Origin of the sequence: Vannielia litorea, assembly GCF_018424695.1 — a bacterium.
In the GTDB taxonomy this organism is placed as follows: Bacteria; Pseudomonadota; Alphaproteobacteria; order Rhodobacterales; family Rhodobacteraceae; genus Vannielia; species Vannielia litorea_A.
Map to the genome: position 1 here is coordinate 94,551 of NZ_QTNQ01000005.1, position 15,352 is coordinate 109,902.

At 64.3% G+C, this 15,352-nt stretch carries 18 protein-coding genes; 5 read left to right on the top strand and 13 right to left on the bottom strand.

All coding sequences use genetic code 11. The features are described from left to right. Positions 1 to 10 precede the first annotated feature (10 nt). Genes DYI42_RS03530 through DYI42_RS03540 form a run of 3 tightly spaced genes read right to left on the bottom strand, consistent with a single transcriptional unit; the run spans position 11 to position 2,588 of the window. Entirely contained in the window at positions 11 to 451 is a 441-nt protein-coding gene (locus DYI42_RS03530; protein ID WP_244867490.1) for a hypothetical protein, read from the bottom strand. An 11-nt stretch (positions 452 to 462) separates the two neighbouring features. After that, on the bottom strand, positions 463 to 1,431 hold the full coding sequence (locus DYI42_RS03535; protein ID WP_213544539.1) for a YVTN family beta-propeller repeat protein: 969 nt from the start codon (positions 1,429 to 1,431) through the stop codon (positions 463 to 465). A 2-nt stretch (positions 1,432 to 1,433) separates the two neighbouring features. Next, positions 1,434 to 2,588, bottom strand: a complete 1,155-nt coding sequence (locus tag DYI42_RS03540) for an ABC transporter substrate-binding protein (RefSeq protein ID WP_440870620.1) — start codon at positions 2,586 to 2,588, stop codon at positions 1,434 to 1,436. Between the two features lie 326 nt (positions 2,589 to 2,914). Here DYI42_RS03540 and DYI42_RS03545 point away from each other — a divergent pair, with 326 nt between their 5' ends. From DYI42_RS03545 to DYI42_RS03555, 3 genes are read left to right on the top strand one after another with little or no spacing between them, the layout of a single operon-like run. Continuing rightward, positions 2,915 to 3,418, top strand: a complete 504-nt coding sequence (locus DYI42_RS03545) for an SRPBCC family protein (RefSeq protein WP_213544558.1) — start codon at positions 2,915 to 2,917, stop codon at positions 3,416 to 3,418. Beyond that, entirely contained in the window at positions 3,384 to 4,340 is a 957-nt protein-coding gene (locus tag DYI42_RS03550) for a YVTN family beta-propeller repeat protein (RefSeq protein ID WP_213544540.1), read from the top strand. The genes DYI42_RS03545 and DYI42_RS03550 overlap by 35 nt, the downstream gene beginning before the upstream one ends. Further along, a complete protein-coding gene (locus DYI42_RS03555; RefSeq protein WP_440870617.1) occupies positions 4,337 to 5,146 on the top strand; it encodes a quinoprotein dehydrogenase-associated SoxYZ-like carrier in 810 nt (269 codons plus the stop codon). The genes DYI42_RS03550 and DYI42_RS03555 overlap by 4 nt, the downstream gene beginning before the upstream one ends. A 77-nt stretch (positions 5,147 to 5,223) precedes the next feature. Here the strand turns inward: DYI42_RS03555 and DYI42_RS03560 are convergent, their stop codons facing one another. The 7 genes from DYI42_RS03560 to DYI42_RS03590 all read right to left on the bottom strand — a co-directional run bounded on the left by DYI42_RS03560 (position 5,224) and on the right by DYI42_RS03590 (position 11,543). Continuing rightward, a complete protein-coding gene (locus DYI42_RS03560) occupies positions 5,224 to 5,757 on the bottom strand; it encodes a PQQ-dependent catabolism-associated CXXCW motif protein (protein WP_213544541.1) in 534 nt (177 codons plus the stop codon). Next, complete coding sequence (locus DYI42_RS03565; protein ID WP_213544542.1) at positions 5,754 to 6,590, bottom strand: substrate-binding domain-containing protein; 837 nt, start codon at positions 6,588 to 6,590, stop codon at positions 5,754 to 5,756. The genes DYI42_RS03560 and DYI42_RS03565 overlap by 4 nt, the downstream gene beginning before the upstream one ends. Beyond that, positions 6,571 to 7,098: a c-type cytochrome, methanol metabolism-related gene (locus DYI42_RS03570; protein WP_213544543.1), complete on the bottom strand. Its 528-nt coding sequence runs from the start codon at positions 7,096 to 7,098 to the stop codon at positions 6,571 to 6,573. The genes DYI42_RS03565 and DYI42_RS03570 overlap by 20 nt, the downstream gene beginning before the upstream one ends. A gap of 126 nt (positions 7,099 to 7,224) precedes the next feature. After that, positions 7,225 to 9,024 carry a methanol/ethanol family PQQ-dependent dehydrogenase gene (locus DYI42_RS03575; protein WP_213544544.1) on the bottom strand — a complete coding sequence of 600 codons (1,800 nt, stop codon included), beginning with the start codon at positions 9,022 to 9,024 and terminating at the stop codon, positions 7,225 to 7,227. 104 nt (positions 9,025 to 9,128) lie between these two features. Further along, positions 9,129 to 9,548 carry a c-type cytochrome gene (locus tag DYI42_RS03580; RefSeq protein ID WP_213544545.1) on the bottom strand — a complete coding sequence of 140 codons (420 nt, stop codon included), beginning with the start codon at positions 9,546 to 9,548 and terminating at the stop codon, positions 9,129 to 9,131. Positions 9,549 to 9,582: 34 nt separating this feature from the next. After that, positions 9,583 to 10,416, bottom strand: a complete 834-nt coding sequence (gene fghA, locus DYI42_RS03585; protein ID WP_440870618.1) for an S-formylglutathione hydrolase — start codon at positions 10,414 to 10,416, stop codon at positions 9,583 to 9,585. Beyond that, positions 10,416 to 11,543, bottom strand: coding sequence for an S-(hydroxymethyl)glutathione dehydrogenase/class III alcohol dehydrogenase (locus DYI42_RS03590; RefSeq protein ID WP_213544546.1), 1,128 nt, complete (start codon positions 11,541 to 11,543; stop codon positions 10,416 to 10,418). The genes fghA and DYI42_RS03590 overlap by 1 nt, the downstream gene beginning before the upstream one ends. 145 nt (positions 11,544 to 11,688) lie before the next feature. Between DYI42_RS03590 and DYI42_RS03595 the strand changes: the two genes are divergently transcribed. Next, a complete protein-coding gene (locus DYI42_RS03595; RefSeq protein WP_213544547.1) occupies positions 11,689 to 12,294 on the top strand; it encodes a hypothetical protein in 606 nt (201 codons plus the stop codon). A 33-nt stretch (positions 12,295 to 12,327) separates the two neighbouring features. Here the strand turns inward: DYI42_RS03595 and DYI42_RS03600 are convergent, their stop codons facing one another. After that, entirely contained in the window at positions 12,328 to 13,341 is a 1,014-nt protein-coding gene (locus DYI42_RS03600; protein ID WP_213544548.1) for a quinoprotein relay system zinc metallohydrolase 2, read from the bottom strand. Between the two features lie 114 nt (positions 13,342 to 13,455). On the opposite strand from DYI42_RS03600, the gene DYI42_RS03605 reads away from it, so the two are divergent. After that, on the top strand, positions 13,456 to 14,265 hold the full coding sequence (locus DYI42_RS03605; RefSeq protein WP_213544549.1) for a quinoprotein dehydrogenase-associated SoxYZ-like carrier: 810 nt from the start codon (positions 13,456 to 13,458) through the stop codon (positions 14,263 to 14,265). Positions 14,266 to 14,284: 19 nt separating this feature from the next. On the opposite strand, the gene DYI42_RS03610 is transcribed toward DYI42_RS03605, so the two are convergent. Both DYI42_RS03610 and DYI42_RS03615 read right to left on the bottom strand, forming a co-directional pair. Then, on the bottom strand, positions 14,285 to 14,626 hold the full coding sequence (locus DYI42_RS03610; protein ID WP_213544550.1) for a hypothetical protein: 342 nt from the start codon (positions 14,624 to 14,626) through the stop codon (positions 14,285 to 14,287). Continuing rightward, positions 14,623 to 15,249, bottom strand: coding sequence for a hypothetical protein (locus DYI42_RS03615; RefSeq protein WP_213544551.1), 627 nt, complete (start codon positions 15,247 to 15,249; stop codon positions 14,623 to 14,625). The genes DYI42_RS03610 and DYI42_RS03615 overlap by 4 nt, the downstream gene beginning before the upstream one ends. Positions 15,250 to 15,352: the final 103 nt, after the last annotated feature.

A 15,352-nucleotide genomic window follows, 5' to 3' on the forward strand; every position in this document is an offset into this window, starting at 1 on the left:
GGTTTCCCCCCTATTGGATGTTGAATGTCACCATCTGCGTTTCCCCGGTGCTTCCGGGGATGCGCAGCACGTGGCTGCCCGGCTTGATCGCCACGAAGGAGATTTCTGCCGTTCCTGCTGCGTCGAATTCGAGGCTCTCAACCGCCATGGGGCGGATCTCGATCTGGTTTATGACGATCTCGTTCATCCAGATCGCCCGGAAGAAATCCGGCCCGCTGATTGCCAGCTCGGCAGAGCCATCGGCGGTGATCATCAGCTTGTAATAGGCGCCCGATTGCAGCGTATAGGTGCCTTCCGCCGAAAGCGGCTGGCCCGAGGCCAAGGTGATCTCGATCGGCTCGCCCCGGTTGCAGCTGGCCAGCAGCCCTGCAAAACCGAGGTCGTCGCAGAGCGGAGCCGCCGCAGCGGGCGTTGCCATCAGCGCAGTCAGCGCCAGTGTCAGATACTTCATCTTTCCTCCCATCATTCCGGCGTCACCACGGCGCCCCAGGGCTGCTGCCCCACCTGCACCGACCGGATTGCCTCCTGCGCCTCCACGTCGATGATCGTCACATCGTTGGAGTTGCCGTTTGTCGTCACCAGAAACTTCTCGTCGGGCGTGAAGGCAAGCTGCCACACGCGCTGACCGACAAGAATATACTTCTCCACCTCCATGGTCTGGATATTGATTACCGCGACCCGGTTGGCCGGGCCTAGTGCGACGAATAGCCAATTGCCATCGCTGGTGGCCTTCGCGCCCACGGGTTGCAGCCACTCCGGCAGCACCCCCGAAACCTCGAAGCCGATCTTCTGTGTCAGGGTCGGCGCCTCGCCAGTCATATCGATCACGCTCACCGTCCCGCCGATCTCCGAGGTGACGAAAAGCCATTTTCCGTCGGCGGTAAACTCGGCGTAGCGCGGGCGCTGGTCGACCAGGATGTTGTGCTTGATCTCGTAGTCTTCGGTGTCGATGAAATGCGCCATGTTGGTGGTTTCAGATGTATTCACCACCCACCGGCTGTCGGCAGAAATGCCCATCCCCTCAGGCTCCACCCCCACCGGCACCTCGGCCAGCACCGTATGGCTCTCGGTGTCCACCACCGTCACAAGGTTGTCGTCCTCATTGGCGATGTAGAGCGGGTTGCCGCTCGGGTGCAGCACGAAAAGCTCCGGGTCGGGCCCGCTGGGCAGGGTGTAGAGTTCCTGGTAGGTCTCGGTGTCGAACACGCGCACCAGATCATCGTCGCTGGCGCAGACATAAAGCAGCTTGCCATCCGGGCTCAGGGTGATGCCGCGCGGGCGGTTGCCGGCGGCGAACTCATCCAGCACCTCCCAACTTGCGGCATCCAGCACCGTCACGGTGTTGCCCCGCTCGTTGGACACAAACACCTTTTCCGCCAGTGCGGGCAGCGCGGTTGTGGCCAGTAGAGCGGCCAGCGCGAGTCTCTTCATGGTCATCCTCCAAATGCCGTGCAGGCGCTTTCGGGCTCGTCCAGCCCGAGCGTGTCAAGCGGTGAGACCTGGTGCAAAAAGCCATCCTGCGGTGAAACGCTGGCTGTGATCCGCCCGTCGAAGAGCAGGATTGGCTGGCGCAATTGCCCGTTCCACGGGCGGAAGGTGACGGGCACCCCCTTGAAGGCGGCCACTTCGAATTCATCGCTCAGAAGGTACTCGCGCAGCGCGGCCACCTCGCCCGTGCTGGCTCGCGTCACCGCCTCGCCGATCACGCGTAGCGCGAGCCATGTGTTGTAATCCTCCTCGCGCACATACCGCCCGGCGAGTTCCTCGAACCGGGTCTGAAACTGTGTCGCCCCCCACGCCTCCTGGCTGGCATGAAAGGTGACAGGCCGGAGGCCAGACGAGCCCATCACCGGTGCGGGCGTCCACAGGTGAAATGGCAGGTAGGGCGCGAAATAGTCCGAGGCGTCGGCGGCAACCACAATGTCATGGTCCTCGGCGCCCTGCGTGGCGACGGGAATCTGGCGTTGTACCAACACATGGCCCGAGTCAGTGCGTCGCGCACCGCCGGTATCCTCGAACTCCCGCTCCTCCACGATCTGCGCGCCAAACTTCGCCGCGGCACGCCGGTAAGCCTCCGCCAGCGCAAGGTCGGCAGGGTTGGAGCCGTGGATCATCAGCCACTCGGGCCACTTCTTCCACACCGCGAATTGCGCCACCGCATCGGCCTTCATTGCGTCACTCGGCGCGATATGGAGGGTGTTGGCCCGGCACTCCGCATCACGCAGAGCCACGCCCTGGGCGGTCGCATTGAGGATCAGCACCCCCTCCCCTGCGATGTCGGAAAGCCGCAGCAGGTCTTCATCCCGCGCCAGCACCACGATCACCTCGTGACCGGCCTCCACAAGCGCCTTGAAGGCCGCGTCCGCGCCCTCGGGCGGCACAGAGACGGTCTCAATCTCGTAACTATGGCCGAGAAAGCTGCCGGTGGTCATGTTGTCTTCGGTCGCCAGAACCGCGCCTGCAAAGCCCAGATCTTCGGGAACCACGTCAAAACGGGAGATCGGGGCAAGGCGTGGGTAATCGATCCGAAACACGGCAGATCGCATCTCGACGGCAACTGCAGGCGCGCCGACAAGAAGCGCGCACATGCCGAGCGCCAGCATGATGGCAAAGTTTCGCAAATTGTCCTCCCTGCACCGTCACACGCGGCACTTGATCTCACCGTGCCACAGCCTTTGCCCCCGCCAAACCGATACCTTTGGCGCAATTGCGCACCATGGCATACCCCTTAGCATTCTTCCCAAGATTGTGCCGCAGTTGCGCGCCGGGGCCTTGTTTTTCCGGCATTTTTTGCCAAATCCTGCGGAGGAGCGGGGCGGCGAAAAAGCGCGCAGGCACAGCGTTCAAGGGAGGATCAGACCCCGTGCCAAACCGCACCCGCCGCGCGCTTCTTCTTGCTGCGCTCACCGCCCCCATGATCGCCGCGCTTCCCGCCGCCGCGCATGGGCCGACACGTCAGAAGATTACGCTCACAACCGAAGTGCCCGCCCCGCCCGCAGAGGTTTGGGCGGTGATCGGCAATTTCCAGGATATGTCGTGGCACCCGGCGGTGTTTTCGACCACCGGCGACGGCGGCAATGAGATTGACGCCACGCGCCTGCTGACGTTGGGCGAAGAAGGCGGGCCGACGATCGACGAGGTGCTCTACAAGTTCTCCGACGAGAAGATGAGCTATTCCTATCGCATCACCGAAGTCGCAGTCGAAACGCTGCCTGTCACTAACTACTCCTCGCACCTCACCGTGAAACCGGGCTCAAATGGCGGCTCGATTATCGAGTGGCGCGGCGCGTTCTACCGGGGCTACCCGAACAATGACCCGCCCCCCGAGCTCAACGACGAAGCCGCCATTGCCGCCGTCTCCGCTGTGTATCAGGCCGGGCTGGATGCGCTGGCCGAGCGTTTTGCGGGCTCCAACTAGCCTCCTCTGCCTCATCCTCCCCACCCTCGTCGCAGGCCAGCTTGCGGCGGGGGATCTTGCCTTCGTCACCAACCAGAGCTCCTCTGACCTTTCGGTGATCGACCTCGCAACTCAAACCGAACGCGCCCGCATCCCTGTTCCGGGCCAGCCCGCCGGGGTGGTGGCCCATCGTGGGCATGTCTGGGTCGTCGCGCCCGAAACCAAGACAGTGCGCCGCCTTTCCCCCGAAGGCAGCCTTGAGGCCGAAACAACGCTGGATGGTGGCCCAACCGGCGTCGCGCTCGACGCCGCCCGCAACCACCTCTTCGTCTCCGACTGGTTCAACGCTCGCATCTGGGTGTTGGACGCCATGAGCCTCGCGCCTCTGGCGGAATTGGCGACAGGCGCCGCTCCCGCAGGCCTCGAAATCTCGCCCGGTGGACGCTACCTCGCCGCCGCTGCCCGCGATGCTCATGAGGTCGCCCTGTTCGATGCCGAAACGCTCGCACCCCGTGCCACAGTGCCCACCGGCACCCGCCCCTATGGCCTTGGCTTCGACCCGCAGGGCCGCCTGTGGGTAGGTAACGTCGGCTCGGGCAATGTCACCGTGATCGACCCGGAGGCCCCTGCCGTGCTTGCCACCCTCCCCGTGGGCGAGCGCCCCTATGGCCTCGCCTTCGCACGTGGCCGCGCCTTCGTGACAAACCAATATGCCGACACGGTCTCCGTGATAGACTTGGCCAGCCTCGCCCCCGTCGCCACCCTCGACGTGGGCGAATATCCCGAGGGGATTGACGTGGCCAAGGGTGGCGCGCAGGTGGTGGTGGCGGGCTGGTTCTCCAACACGCTCACCGTAATCGACGCGCAAAGCCTTGAAACCCTGGCCGAAATCCCCACCGGCGATGGCCCCCGCGCCTTCGGCCGCTTCGTGATGGAGGAATGATGAAAGCCCTTCTGCCCCTCGCCTTCGCCGTGCTCGCCGCCCCGGCCCTCGCGCTCGAGCCTGCCTGGCCCGATCTGGAAGCCGCGCTTTACGAGGGCCGCACCCTCCTGCCGGGTGACGATGTGATCGCCATCGACGCGCCCTACCGCACCTTCGACGATGCCCGCACCCTCATTGCCGCGCAGGTCGCCGCGCCAGAGGGGCGGTTGCTTTCTTCAGTCACCGTCATCCTCGACGAAAACCCGATGCCGGTTTCGGCGGTGTTCAACTTCCGCCAGCCCCTGCCACGTTTCACCTTCGAGGCCACCTTCCGCATCAACGGCCCGACGCCTATGCACATGGTCGCCGAAACCACCGATGGCGCGCTCTGGATGGTCGAAACCTTCGTGAAAACCTCCGGCCAGGGCGCTTGCGCCGCGCCCCCGGGGACCGACCCGGAAGAGGCGCTCGCCACCCTCGGCAACATGGAAATCGCGCTGGCCCCCGACCCCACCGGCTCCGCGCTTGACCGGCTCGGCGCGCTGGCCCATGGCGAAAAGCAGGTGGACATCGACGTGATGCACCCCAGCCATTCCGGCATGCAGATGGACCAGATCTCCCTGCTCTTCATCCCCATGCGCTACGTCGAAAGCCTCGACGTGGAGCTTGACGGCGCAGGCTACGTCGACATCACCGGCTCGATCTCTCTGTCCGAAAATCCCAGCGTCTCGCTCTCCGTCCCCCGCGCCGCAGGCCATGTGGGCGTTACGATGACCGATACCGATGGCACCGTCACCCACGCTGAACGCGCGCTGGCCGACCATTGAGGGCTGAGCTGTTCATCGGCCCTTGCGGTTCTTTTCACAGCTGCGATGAGGGGGCGAAGCCGCCGAAGAGCTGCCCCCTACCCGCCCGCCTCGGCCTCCACCACCTCGGTCGGAAAATCGTAGAACACCCAGCCGTCCGTCCCTCCCGGCAGCCAGTAGACGTTGGAATATCCCCACTCCAAAGCCCGCTTCGCCGCGTTCCAGCTCATCCAGCACTCATCGAGGCAGAAAATCGTCACCGGATGCGCCTTATCGCCCGCCGTTGCCTTCTCCAGCCCGGCCCGAAAGTAGGCTGCCGTCTCCTCGGCAATCGCGCCATAGCCCACGTTGGGCAGCCAGATCGCGCCGGGAATGCTCTCGCGTGGTTTCTCCCGCCAGATCGTGCCTTCCGGCAGGTTTTCTGGTTTCGGGGCGCGTGGCAGTACGTCGATAAAAGCCATGCCGCCTGCTTCCCAAAGCGCATGGGCGTCTTCGGGGCCAAGCACAGTGCCGCCCTCGAGCGCTTCAGGAACCGGCCCGCGGTAGTGATCCATCCGGTAGCCTTCCGGCTCGCTCACCTGGGCGAGCGCGGGGGTGGCCAGCAGCACCAGCGCCAGCCACGCCGCCCTCATTTCTCCGCGTCCAGCATCCTGTCGCCCATATCCGCCACCAGCGGCACGCCGGCCTCGGTCAGGATCGCGTTGATCTCATCCTGATGCCTGCGGATCAGCGAGTTCAGCCTGCGCTGCCACACCTTGTCCCCCAGCCGAACGCCCATGGTGATACGGAAGAAGAGCCGCGGCGGCAGTTCCTCTCCGATCAGCGGCACAACTGTCATCCCCGGATGATCCTGCTTCACCAGCGGCCCTCCGATCGGCCCCCAAAGAATGGCGGCGTCGATCTCTCCGGCCTCCAGGTCGTTCAGCATGTCCTCGGTCGGGCTCTCCACCCGACGATCGACCATGAGGTTGTAGGCCTTCGCCTGGCCGATCAGCCCGTTGCGCGCCATATGCGTCGCGGGCGGGCTGCCCGCGATCACTCCGATCCGCTTGCCCTTCAGCGCCGGGTCGGACAGCGTGTCGACGCCGCCAAGCTCGGAGCCGTCCGGCAGGATCAGCACGTAAACCGAGGTCATGTAGTGGTTGGTGTTCAACACCAGCTCATGGCCCTGGGCGTAACCCATGACCACGTCGCAACGGTTAGCCCGGAGCGTCTGACGGATGAAGCCGGTCGCCATCGGAAACCAGGTGTATTCTACGGGAAGTTCCAGCTTCTCGGCGAAAAGCTCGGCCAGTCTGTTCTCATAGCCCGAGCCGTCCTGCATCGACATCGGCGCATTGGCCGGGTCAGCGCAAACCCTGAACGCCTTCTTGCTGACAAGGTCCGAAGTCTGAGCCGCTGCGGCGGTGGCCAGCATCACCAGCCCCGCCGCCCATGTCATTGCCCTAAAGGCCAAGGCAGGCATTCTCCGCCTCGCGTATCGCGTCGGTCTTGTCTTCCCGGCCACCCGGGCGGCCGCGGGGAACGGCCTCGGTGCCGCGTGCCTTGAGGTAGACATAGATGTCATCAAGGTAGCACATGACATTGGGGTTATCGCCGAAGGCGGGCATCACCGAGTTTTCGGCGGCGTTGATCTTCTGGCGTCCGTTCACCACCACGTCGACGAAATCGTAGTAATCCATGTCGATCGCCGAGTCCTTCAGCGCCGGCGCGTAGGTAGAGCCCATGCCCTCCGGCCCGTGGCACACGTGGCACTCGGAGTGGTAACGGCGGAAGCCCGAATACGTCAGCCAATCCACCTTCTGGCCATCCTCGGTGATGTTGTAGGTCGGGATGTCATCTTCGGTGTAGTAGCGTCCGTCTTCCTCATAGGCGACGGAGATGTTGTCGATCTCGTCCGCATCCTGCGCCATGGCAGGCAAGGCCAGCGCGGCCAGCAGGGTGGATGCGACGAATGTGCGCGTCAGTTGCATGTATGTCCTCGGAGTGGTCTGGGGCGGTTCGGCACGGGTCGGCGATTTTGGCCACCCGTGCCGATCGCTCTTATGGTGATATCGGCATCGCCACCGGGGAAGTGGCGGCGATGCCGGCGCCGGGTATCAATCCGGCAGGGAGAACACGGTCAGTTGGCCGCCGAGCGCGGTGTAGTCGCTCAGCGCGGCATAGCCGCCCACGGCGCCGAGGCCGTCGTTCGGGTTGGTCAGGCCAGCCGCAAGGCCGATCCCGGCCCAGCCACCGATGCCCGAGAGCACTGCGATGTGCTGCTTTCCGTCATGCTCGTAGGTCATCACGTTGCCGATGATGCCGGACGGAGTTTTGAACTTGTAAAGCTCCTCACCCGTGTTGGCGTCGACAGCTTTCAGGTAGCCTTCGAGCGTGCCGTAGAACACCACGTCTCCCGCGGTGGCCAGAGCACCGGACCAGACCGAGAACTGCTCGGGCAGCGACCACTTGATCTCACCCGTGGTGTTGTCCCAGGCGATGAAGTTGCCCATGCCGCCATGGCTGTCCGGCGCGGGATACATCGACAGGGTGGCGCCCACGTAGGGCTGGCCTGCGGTGTAGCTCACACGGAACGGCTCGTAGTCCATGCACACATGGTTGGTGGGCACATACATCAACTCGGTTTTCGGGCTGTAGGCCGCCGGCTGCTGGTCTTTGGTGCCAAGCGCCGCCGGGCAGATTCCGGTCGAGTTCACGTCCTCGCCGTTTTGCTCGGTGGAGTATTGCGCCACCACCGCCGGACGGCCGTAGTTCTCCGACTCCGGGTCCATGTCCACGCCGGTCGTCCAGTTCACCGCCGGATCGTACTTTTCGGCCACGAGCAGTTCGCCCGAAACACGGTCCATGGTGTAGGCAAGGCCGTTGCGGTCGAAGTGGGTGAGCAGCTTGCGCTCCTCGCCGTCGATCTCCTGCTCGGTGAGGATCATCTCGTTGACGCCGTCGTAATCCCATTCGTCATGGGGCGTCATCTGGTAGACCCACTTGGCCTCGCCAGTGTCGATGTCGCGGGCGAAAATGGTCATCGACCACTTGTTGTCGCCCGGGCGCTGGGCCGGGTTCCAGGTGCTGGGGTTGCCGGAGCCGTAGTAGAAGAGGTTCTCTTCCAGATCCGCCGCATACCAGCCCCAGGTGGTGCCGCCGCCGATCATCCACTGGTCACCTTCCCAGGAGTTGATCGAACTGTCAGCGCCAACCGGCTTGCCGAGTTCCGTGGTGGTTTCGGGGTTGAACAGGATCTGGTCATCCGGCCCCACCGAGTAGGCGCGCCAGAGCTGCTCGCCGCTATCGAGGTCATAGGCCGTCACATGGCCCTGCACGCCGAACTCGCCGCCCGAGATGCCCACGATCAGCTTGTCCTTCACCGGCAGCACCGTCGCGGTGTTGGTCTCACCCTTCGCGGGGTCGCCGTTGACAGCCGACCAGACTTCTTCGCCGGTCATCGCATCGAGCGCGACGATCTTGGTATCGGCCTGGTGCAGGTAGATCTTGCCGTTGGCATAGGCCACGCCCCGGTTGACCGTGTCACAGCACATCACCGGAATGACGTTAGGGTCCTGCTTGGGCTCATACTTCCAGATGATCTTGCCATCTTCGTTGAGGTCCAGCGCATAGACGATATTGGGAAACGGCGTGTGCACATACATGATGTCGCCGATCACCAGAGGGCTGCCCTCATGGCCGCGCAGAACGCCCGTGGAGAATGTCCAGTTGGCTTGCAGCGAGCCCACGTTGTCGGCGGTGATCTGATCCAGCTCCGAGTAGCGCTGGTTCTTGTAGTCGCCGGTCTGGATCGCCCATTGTTCGGGTTTGTCCATCTCCGCAACCAGCCCGTCGTTGGCCAGCGCGCCGGTGGCGCACATGGCTGCAACGGAGGTCAAAGCGAGTAGCTTTTTCATGTTTCTCTCTCCCATTTTAGTTGGTGCCGCCTGTGCCCATCTCACTGGCTGGCGGTTTGGCCCGGCGAAACGTGTCCTCCTCGCGCCGAGCGTGAAAACTTAGGTCAGGAACCCTCCCCTTCTGCTGGTTGGCCGTCTTCACCGAAGGTGGCGAGATAGGCGAGCACATCGGCCACGTCCTTTTCCTTGCGCAGCCCGGCGAAGGTCATCTTGGTGCCCTTCATGAAGTCCTTGGGCTTGGTCAGGAAGGAGGCGAGGTTTTCCTCGGTCCACTCCAGGCCGCCGGCTGCCGCTTCCTGCATCGCGTCGGAATACTTGAAGTCCTCGTAGCTGCCAGCGGCGCGGCCGATGATGCCGTTCAGCACCGGCCCGGTTTTTGCCTCGGCATCCGCGCCAACCATGTGGCAGGCTTGGCATTTCCGAAATACCCTCTCGCCCTTCTCGGGATCGCCGGCCATGTCCTGGGCTCCGGCCACGGAGGCGGCAAGCGTCAAGCTGGCGGCGGCGAGCAGTCTTGCGATCATTGTGTGTCTTTCTCCCTGTTGTGGTCGCGGCCCCTCAGCCGCACAATCTCTCCGCGTGCCATTCTACATGGTCTCTCGCGAAGGTTGTTACGAAAAAATACGAGTGGTCATAGCCGGGCTGCATGCGGATCGATCCGGGCTGTCGGCGCTTCACCATCGCTTCTGCCAGCGCCTCGGGCTTCAGCAGGTCGAGGAACTGGTCGCTTGCTCCCTGATCCACGAGAATATCGCCCTTCCAGCCCTTCTCCTCCAGAAGAATGGTGGCGTCATGATCGGCCCAGCTGCTTTCGTCGTCGCCAAGGTAGGCAGACAGCTGTTTGCGGCCCCAATCCGAACGGGTGGGGTTGGCGATGGGCGCAAAGGCCGAAAGGCTCTCGAACATATCGGCATTGCGCATGGCAATCGTCAGCGCGCCATGCCCGCCCATTGAGTGCCCGGTGATGCCGTGCCGGTCTTCCAGCGGGAAATTCTCCATCACCAGCCCGCGCAGCTCGCCGGTGATGTAGTCATACATGCTGAAATGCGGCGACCATGGCTCGCGGGTGGCGTTCACGTAAAACCCCGCGCCCTGGCCAAGGTCATAGGCCTCGTCGTCTGCCACCGCCTCGCCGCGCGGGCTGGTATCGGGAAAAATCACCGCCAGACCGTGCTCTGCGGCGTGCTCCTGAAAGCCGCCCTTGGTCATGGCGTTCTCATGGGTGCAGGTCAGCCCCGAGAGATACCACAGCACCGGCACCGGCCCGTGCTCCGCTTGCGGCGGCAGGTAGACGGCAAAGGTCATCTCGCAACCGCAGGCGTTGCTGGGGTGCTTGGCAACGATCTGCCGCCCGCCAAAACAGGCCGTCTCAGAGATCACCTCCATCGCCATCAGTACTCCACCACGGCGCGGATGGATTTGCCCTCGTGCATCAGCTCGAAGCCCTCGTTGATGTCATCGAGCTTCAGCTTGTGGGTGATCATCGGGTCGATCTCGATCTTCCCGTCCATGTACCAGTCGACGAACTTGGGCACGTCGGTGCGCCCCTTGGCGCCGCCGAAGGCCGTGCCTTTCCAGACCCGGCCCGTCACCAGTTGGAAGGGCCGCGTGGAAATTTCCGCCCCCGCGGGCGCCACGCCGATGATCACGCTCACGCCCCAGCCGCGGTGTGAGCATTCCAGCGCGTCGCGCATCACCTTCACGTTGCCGGTGGCGTCAAACGAGTAATCGACCCCGCCGATCTGGTCAAAATCGGTCTGCGTCAGCTTCACGATCTCGGCCACGGTATTCTCTACCTTCGAGGGGTTAACAAAGTGTGTCATGCCGAACTTCTTCGCCATCTCCGCCTTGTCGTCGTTCAGATCGACCCCGATGATCTTGTCGCAACCCGCCATCCGCAGGCCCTGGATCACGTTCAGACCGATGCCGCCGAGGCCAAAAACCGCCGCCGTTGACCCAATCTCAACACCTGCCGTGTTAATCACCGCGCCGATGCCGGTGGTCACGCCGCAGCCGATGTAGCAAATCTTGTCGAAGGGCGCGTCCTCGCGCACCTTGGCGAGCGCGATCTCGGGCATCACCGTGTGGTTCGCAAAGGTGGAACAGCCCATGTAGTGATAAATCGGCGTGCCATCGAGCATCTTGAAACGCGTGGTGCCGTCGGGCATCAGGCCCTGCCCCTGCGTGTTGCGGATCGCGGTGCAGAGATTTGTCTTGCCCGACAGGCAGGAGGCGCATTGCCGGCATTCCGGCGTGTAGAGCGGGATCACGTGATCACCGGGCTTCAGCGTCGTCACGCCCTCGCCCACCTCCATCACCACGCCCGCGCCCTCGTGGCCCAGGATCGACGGAAACAGCCCCTCCGGGTCCGCCCCCGAGCGGGTGAACTCGTCGGTGTGGCAGATCCCCGTCGCCTTGATCTCGACCAGAACCTCCCCGGCCTTCGGCCCCTCAAGCTCAACCTCCATGATCTCAAGCGGTTGGCCGGCTTCAAGAGCCACGGCAGCGCGTGTCCGCATCAACTTCCTCCCAGAACTTCTTGGCGCGTCTTGTTGCGATGAGGCTAGGAGCAGAGCCCTTTACTGCCAATGCAGACAAAAGGTGGTATTGGCCGATGTAGACAACGGTGCGCGGCAGAATACAGTGGGGTCAGGGAGGACAGCCATGAAGAAAAAGGCCATCATCGCGCTCTGTCTCGCAGTCGGAGCTACCGCCCCCGTACACGCGGCCGATTTCTCCGATCCGACCTGGCCCTGCATCCAGCGCAAGGTCGGCCAGCTCTCACCCGGGCTTATGTGGCCCGGCCCGCTTGAGGCCCCCGAGCTTTCCGGGGAGGTTGAGGCAGATGTCGATGAGCTCGTGGGCTATCTCACCCTCCGCCGTCTCCCCGTTGAAGAGACCCGCCCCCAGCTTGAGGCGTTCACCGCGGTCCACGGCACGGATCCCGCCCTTCTCGGCCATGTGTTCCAACAGGCCTTCATCAGCCTGAACACTCTGCGCGGCCGTCTCATCTCGGGCATCGAGGAATACTCCCTCAGCCAGATCGCCCTCGCCGAGCGGATCGACAGCGCCCGCCGCGAGATGGTCACCGCGATGGAGGCAGACAGCCCGGATTACGACCGCGTGGACGCGCTGGAAGAACAGATCGCCTGGGACGAGCGCATCTACACCGACCGCCGCCAATCCCTCACCTACGTCTGCGAAACCCCCGTGCTCCTCGAAAAACGTCTCTACGCCATCGCCCAGATGCTCCAGGCCGCTCAGGAATAAGCACGTCAGATTCTTCGTTGAAAAATCGCTCCCCTACTCCCACTCCAGCTCGGTAAAGGCCACGGTAGCGTTGCGCTTGTTGTAGGCCTCGAAAAGCGCCCAACGCCCGGCCTCGCCCTGCGCAATGTGCTCCACCGCCTCGCCCAGCCGCTCGCCTGCGGCCACCGCCGCCCGGGTGTCGTCCCTCAGCAGTTCCAGATACCGCCGCATCGGGGAAAGCGCGGCCCCCATCTCAAGCACCGGCCCGCCATGCCCCGGCACCACCTGCGTGCCATGCCCCTCCAGCGCGTCCAACGCCGTCAGCCAGCCCAGCACCGAGCCGTCGAGTGCTGGCGAGTGCCTGTCAAAGACCATATCCCCGGCGATCACCAGGTCACCAACCTGCACCGTCAGGTCCGTGCCGGTATGGGCGCGGGGCCACGGTGTGAGCCTCAGTAAAACCTGACCAAGGTCAATTTCGGTCGGCTCGCCCACCGCCACATCCACCTGCGGCGCGACCGTGCCGATGAAAGCCGGGCCGATCAGCCCCTCAAGACTTTCCGCGTAATTCACTGCCCGATCCGCCAGCGCCCGCGCCAGAGCCTTGTGCCCGACCACCTCCGCATTCTCAAACACGCTGGCTCCGAACACGTGATCGGGGTGCATATGCGTCAGCACCACATAGCGCACCGGCAGCTCCGTCACCTCGCGCACCGCACGCCAGGTTGCCTCTCCCATCCAGCGGGCCGAGCCGCTGTCGATCACGGCCACCACCTCTGTCCCCACAACGAATACAATATTCGCCACATCGCCGCGGTTCTCCCGGTCGGGCTCGGCAATAGCCCCCAAATGCACGAAGACCCCGGGCACCACCTCCTCGAAAGCCAGCACCGCACCGCGCGGGGCGCAGAACGGCGCGCCCGCGCGCCAATCCCCCTGCGGCACCGTCAGCCCCGGCAACTTCGCCTCGCAAGCGGCCAGGCTCGCGGCCTCCGCGCCGGGCAGCAGCGCGTCGCGGCATGTGTCAGGTGCGCCCAGCAGGCAGAGTGTCACCAAGGCCTCGAACATGGCGCCAGCCTCTGCCGCAAAAGCCGATCAGGCTACGCAGACCATCGGATCAGTGCCAGCCCCGGCAAAACCTGCTACATTCGCGCCACGCGCGACCCCGGGAGGAGACCCATCATGCGCCTTGCACCCGCTGTAATCGGCACCGCCTTCGCGGCCCTCATCGCCCTGCCCGCCCTTGCGGCAGAAGACAACCCGCTCACCGCGAGTGAAAGCTGGGACGCCCTGAAGTACGACGTGTTGGGAGATGCGGCGCCGACCGATGGCAGCGCCTTCTTCACCGTCGACGCGCCCTACCGCGCCAATGACGCGGCCACCGTGCCCGTGCACATCGTTCAAACCGACGAGGCCGCGCAGATCGACAGCGCCATCGTGGTGATCGACGAAAACCCGGCCCCCGTCGCCGGCACCTTCACCTTCGGCGCGGCCATGCACCCGCTCGACCTCGAAATCCGCGTGCGGGTCAACCAGTATTCCAACGTCCGCGTGATCGCCGAAACCCCCGAGGGCCTCGCCATGCAGGGCCGTTTCGTGAAGGCCTCCGGCGGATGCTCGGCCCCGGCCACCTCCGATCCTGAAGCCGCACTGGCCGGCATGGGCGAGATGCGGCTGCGCAGCTTCGGCGCCGCGCCGCAGATGAGCACCCCGCGCCGCGAAGCCCAGATCATGATCCGGCACCCCAATTACTCCGGCCTCCAGCGCGACCAGATCACCCAACTCTTCGTCCCCGCCCACTTCATCGACACGCTCGAAGTGCGGCAGGGCGACGAGCTGCTCTTCACCATGGAAGGTGGCATCTCGATTTCCGAGAACCCGGTGTTCCGCTTCAGCTACAATGACAACGGCGCGCCGGAGATCGTGGTGAAGGCCACCGACACCGAGGGCAACAGCTTCGAGCAGCGGCTCGCCAAGGACGAGGCCAGCTAGGCCGCGCGCGTCCAACGGCTCAGAAACACAAGATCTCCGCCTCGGCCTGCGCGCGCCGCAACTCGGCCACCTGGGCCTCCGCGCTGGCCGCGCTGCGGAATATCGCCATGCGCTCGCCGCCCACCTGCCGCATCGACAGTACGGTTTCCGCCTCGACGTATTTTTCGTAGGGCAGGATCGAGGCCACCACATCGATCGAACAGGCGCATTGGATCAGCACTTCGCGGCTCTGCCCGTTGGTCTGCATGCAGGCAAAAACGTAGTCCGCCCGCGCCGCCGTGGGGTAGTCATTGAGACGGTCTGCCACGCTTTGGGCCTCAACCGGGACGGCGAGCAGAAGGAGAGCCGCGATCCACCTCATTCCGCCACGCCCTCGAACTTCAGTGTAGAGCTGTAGACATCACCCGCCTCCGCCGTGAGGCTTTCATACCAGCCCGGCACCTCCTCCGACATCACAACCGTCAAGGCCAGGTCTCCAAAGCCCTGCATCCGCTCCGCGTTCGGGTCGCCCTCGAAGGGGCGGATCACCACCGAGACGATGCCACCATCCTCGGAGACATCAGCGGGCGACACCAGCGACTCCTTCACCCGATTGCGAATGTAAAACGGGCTGCCGCCGGCTGTTTCGGCCATGTCGCGGACGACCGTTTCCACGAAATACATGATCACGGGGTTGCCCACGCTGGCGGGAAAGCTGCCCACCGAGCGGTATTTTTCATCCTGACGGAACAACAGTTCGGCCACCGGCGGGGTGCCGCCCGCGAGCGTCAGATCCAGCGCGCCGGTGTCCCGCTTGGCGGCGTCGGGCACCCGCGTGTTTTTCACGTCGCGGCTGTATTCCAACACATCGCCCACCTCGAAGCCCTCCAGCGTGCCCTGCTTGAACAGCAGGTCATAGGCCGCCGTATCTGCTGGGTCCGCCGCCTGAGCCGCGCTGCCGAAGCTCATCAGAAGCCCGGCAACTGCCGAGATAACCTTGTTCATAACCAAATCCTCCCGGCCCGAGCCTACCTCAAGGCACAACAGGGTCACCGGATACTTTTGTCGGTGCCCCCGCCCCTGGCCCCCCCCGCCATGCCGGCCTTCC

Coding starts and splice junctions, on each gene's coding strand:
- DYI42_RS03530 (WP_244867490.1), bottom strand. CDS start 451: ATGAAGTATCTGACACTGGCGCTGACTGCGCTGATGGCAACGCCCGCT.
- DYI42_RS03535 (WP_213544539.1), bottom strand. CDS start 1,431: ATGAAGAGACTCGCGCTGGCCGCTCTACTGGCCACAACCGCGCTGCCC.
- DYI42_RS03540 (WP_440870620.1), bottom strand. CDS start 2,588: ATGTGCGCGCTTCTTGTCGGCGCGCCTGCAGTTGCCGTCGAGATGCGA.
- DYI42_RS03545 (WP_213544558.1), top strand. CDS start 2,915: ATGATCGCCGCGCTTCCCGCCGCCGCGCATGGGCCGACACGTCAGAAG.
- DYI42_RS03550 (WP_213544540.1), top strand. CDS start 3,384: ATGCGCTGGCCGAGCGTTTTGCGGGCTCCAACTAGCCTCCTCTGCCTC.
- DYI42_RS03555 (WP_440870617.1), top strand. CDS start 4,337: ATGATGAAAGCCCTTCTGCCCCTCGCCTTCGCCGTGCTCGCCGCCCCG.
- DYI42_RS03560 (WP_213544541.1), bottom strand. CDS start 5,757: ATGAGGGCGGCGTGGCTGGCGCTGGTGCTGCTGGCCACCCCCGCGCTC.
- DYI42_RS03565 (WP_213544542.1), bottom strand. CDS start 6,590: ATGCCTGCCTTGGCCTTTAGGGCAATGACATGGGCGGCGGGGCTGGTG.
- DYI42_RS03570 (WP_213544543.1), bottom strand. CDS start 7,098: ATGCAACTGACGCGCACATTCGTCGCATCCACCCTGCTGGCCGCGCTG.
- DYI42_RS03575 (WP_213544544.1), bottom strand. CDS start 9,024: ATGAAAAAGCTACTCGCTTTGACCTCCGTTGCAGCCATGTGCGCCACC.
- DYI42_RS03580 (WP_213544545.1), bottom strand. CDS start 9,548: ATGATCGCAAGACTGCTCGCCGCCGCCAGCTTGACGCTTGCCGCCTCC.
- fghA (WP_440870618.1), bottom strand. CDS start 10,416: ATGGCGATGGAGGTGATCTCTGAGACGGCCTGTTTTGGCGGGCGGCAG.
- DYI42_RS03590 (WP_213544546.1), bottom strand. CDS start 11,543: ATGCGGACACGCGCTGCCGTGGCTCTTGAAGCCGGCCAACCGCTTGAG.
- DYI42_RS03595 (WP_213544547.1), top strand. CDS start 11,689: ATGAAGAAAAAGGCCATCATCGCGCTCTGTCTCGCAGTCGGAGCTACC.
- DYI42_RS03600 (WP_213544548.1), bottom strand. CDS start 13,341: ATGTTCGAGGCCTTGGTGACACTCTGCCTGCTGGGCGCACCTGACACA.
- DYI42_RS03605 (WP_213544549.1), top strand. CDS start 13,456: ATGCGCCTTGCACCCGCTGTAATCGGCACCGCCTTCGCGGCCCTCATC.
- DYI42_RS03610 (WP_213544550.1), bottom strand. CDS start 14,626: ATGAGGTGGATCGCGGCTCTCCTTCTGCTCGCCGTCCCGGTTGAGGCC.
- DYI42_RS03615 (WP_213544551.1), bottom strand. CDS start 15,249: ATGAACAAGGTTATCTCGGCAGTTGCCGGGCTTCTGATGAGCTTCGGC.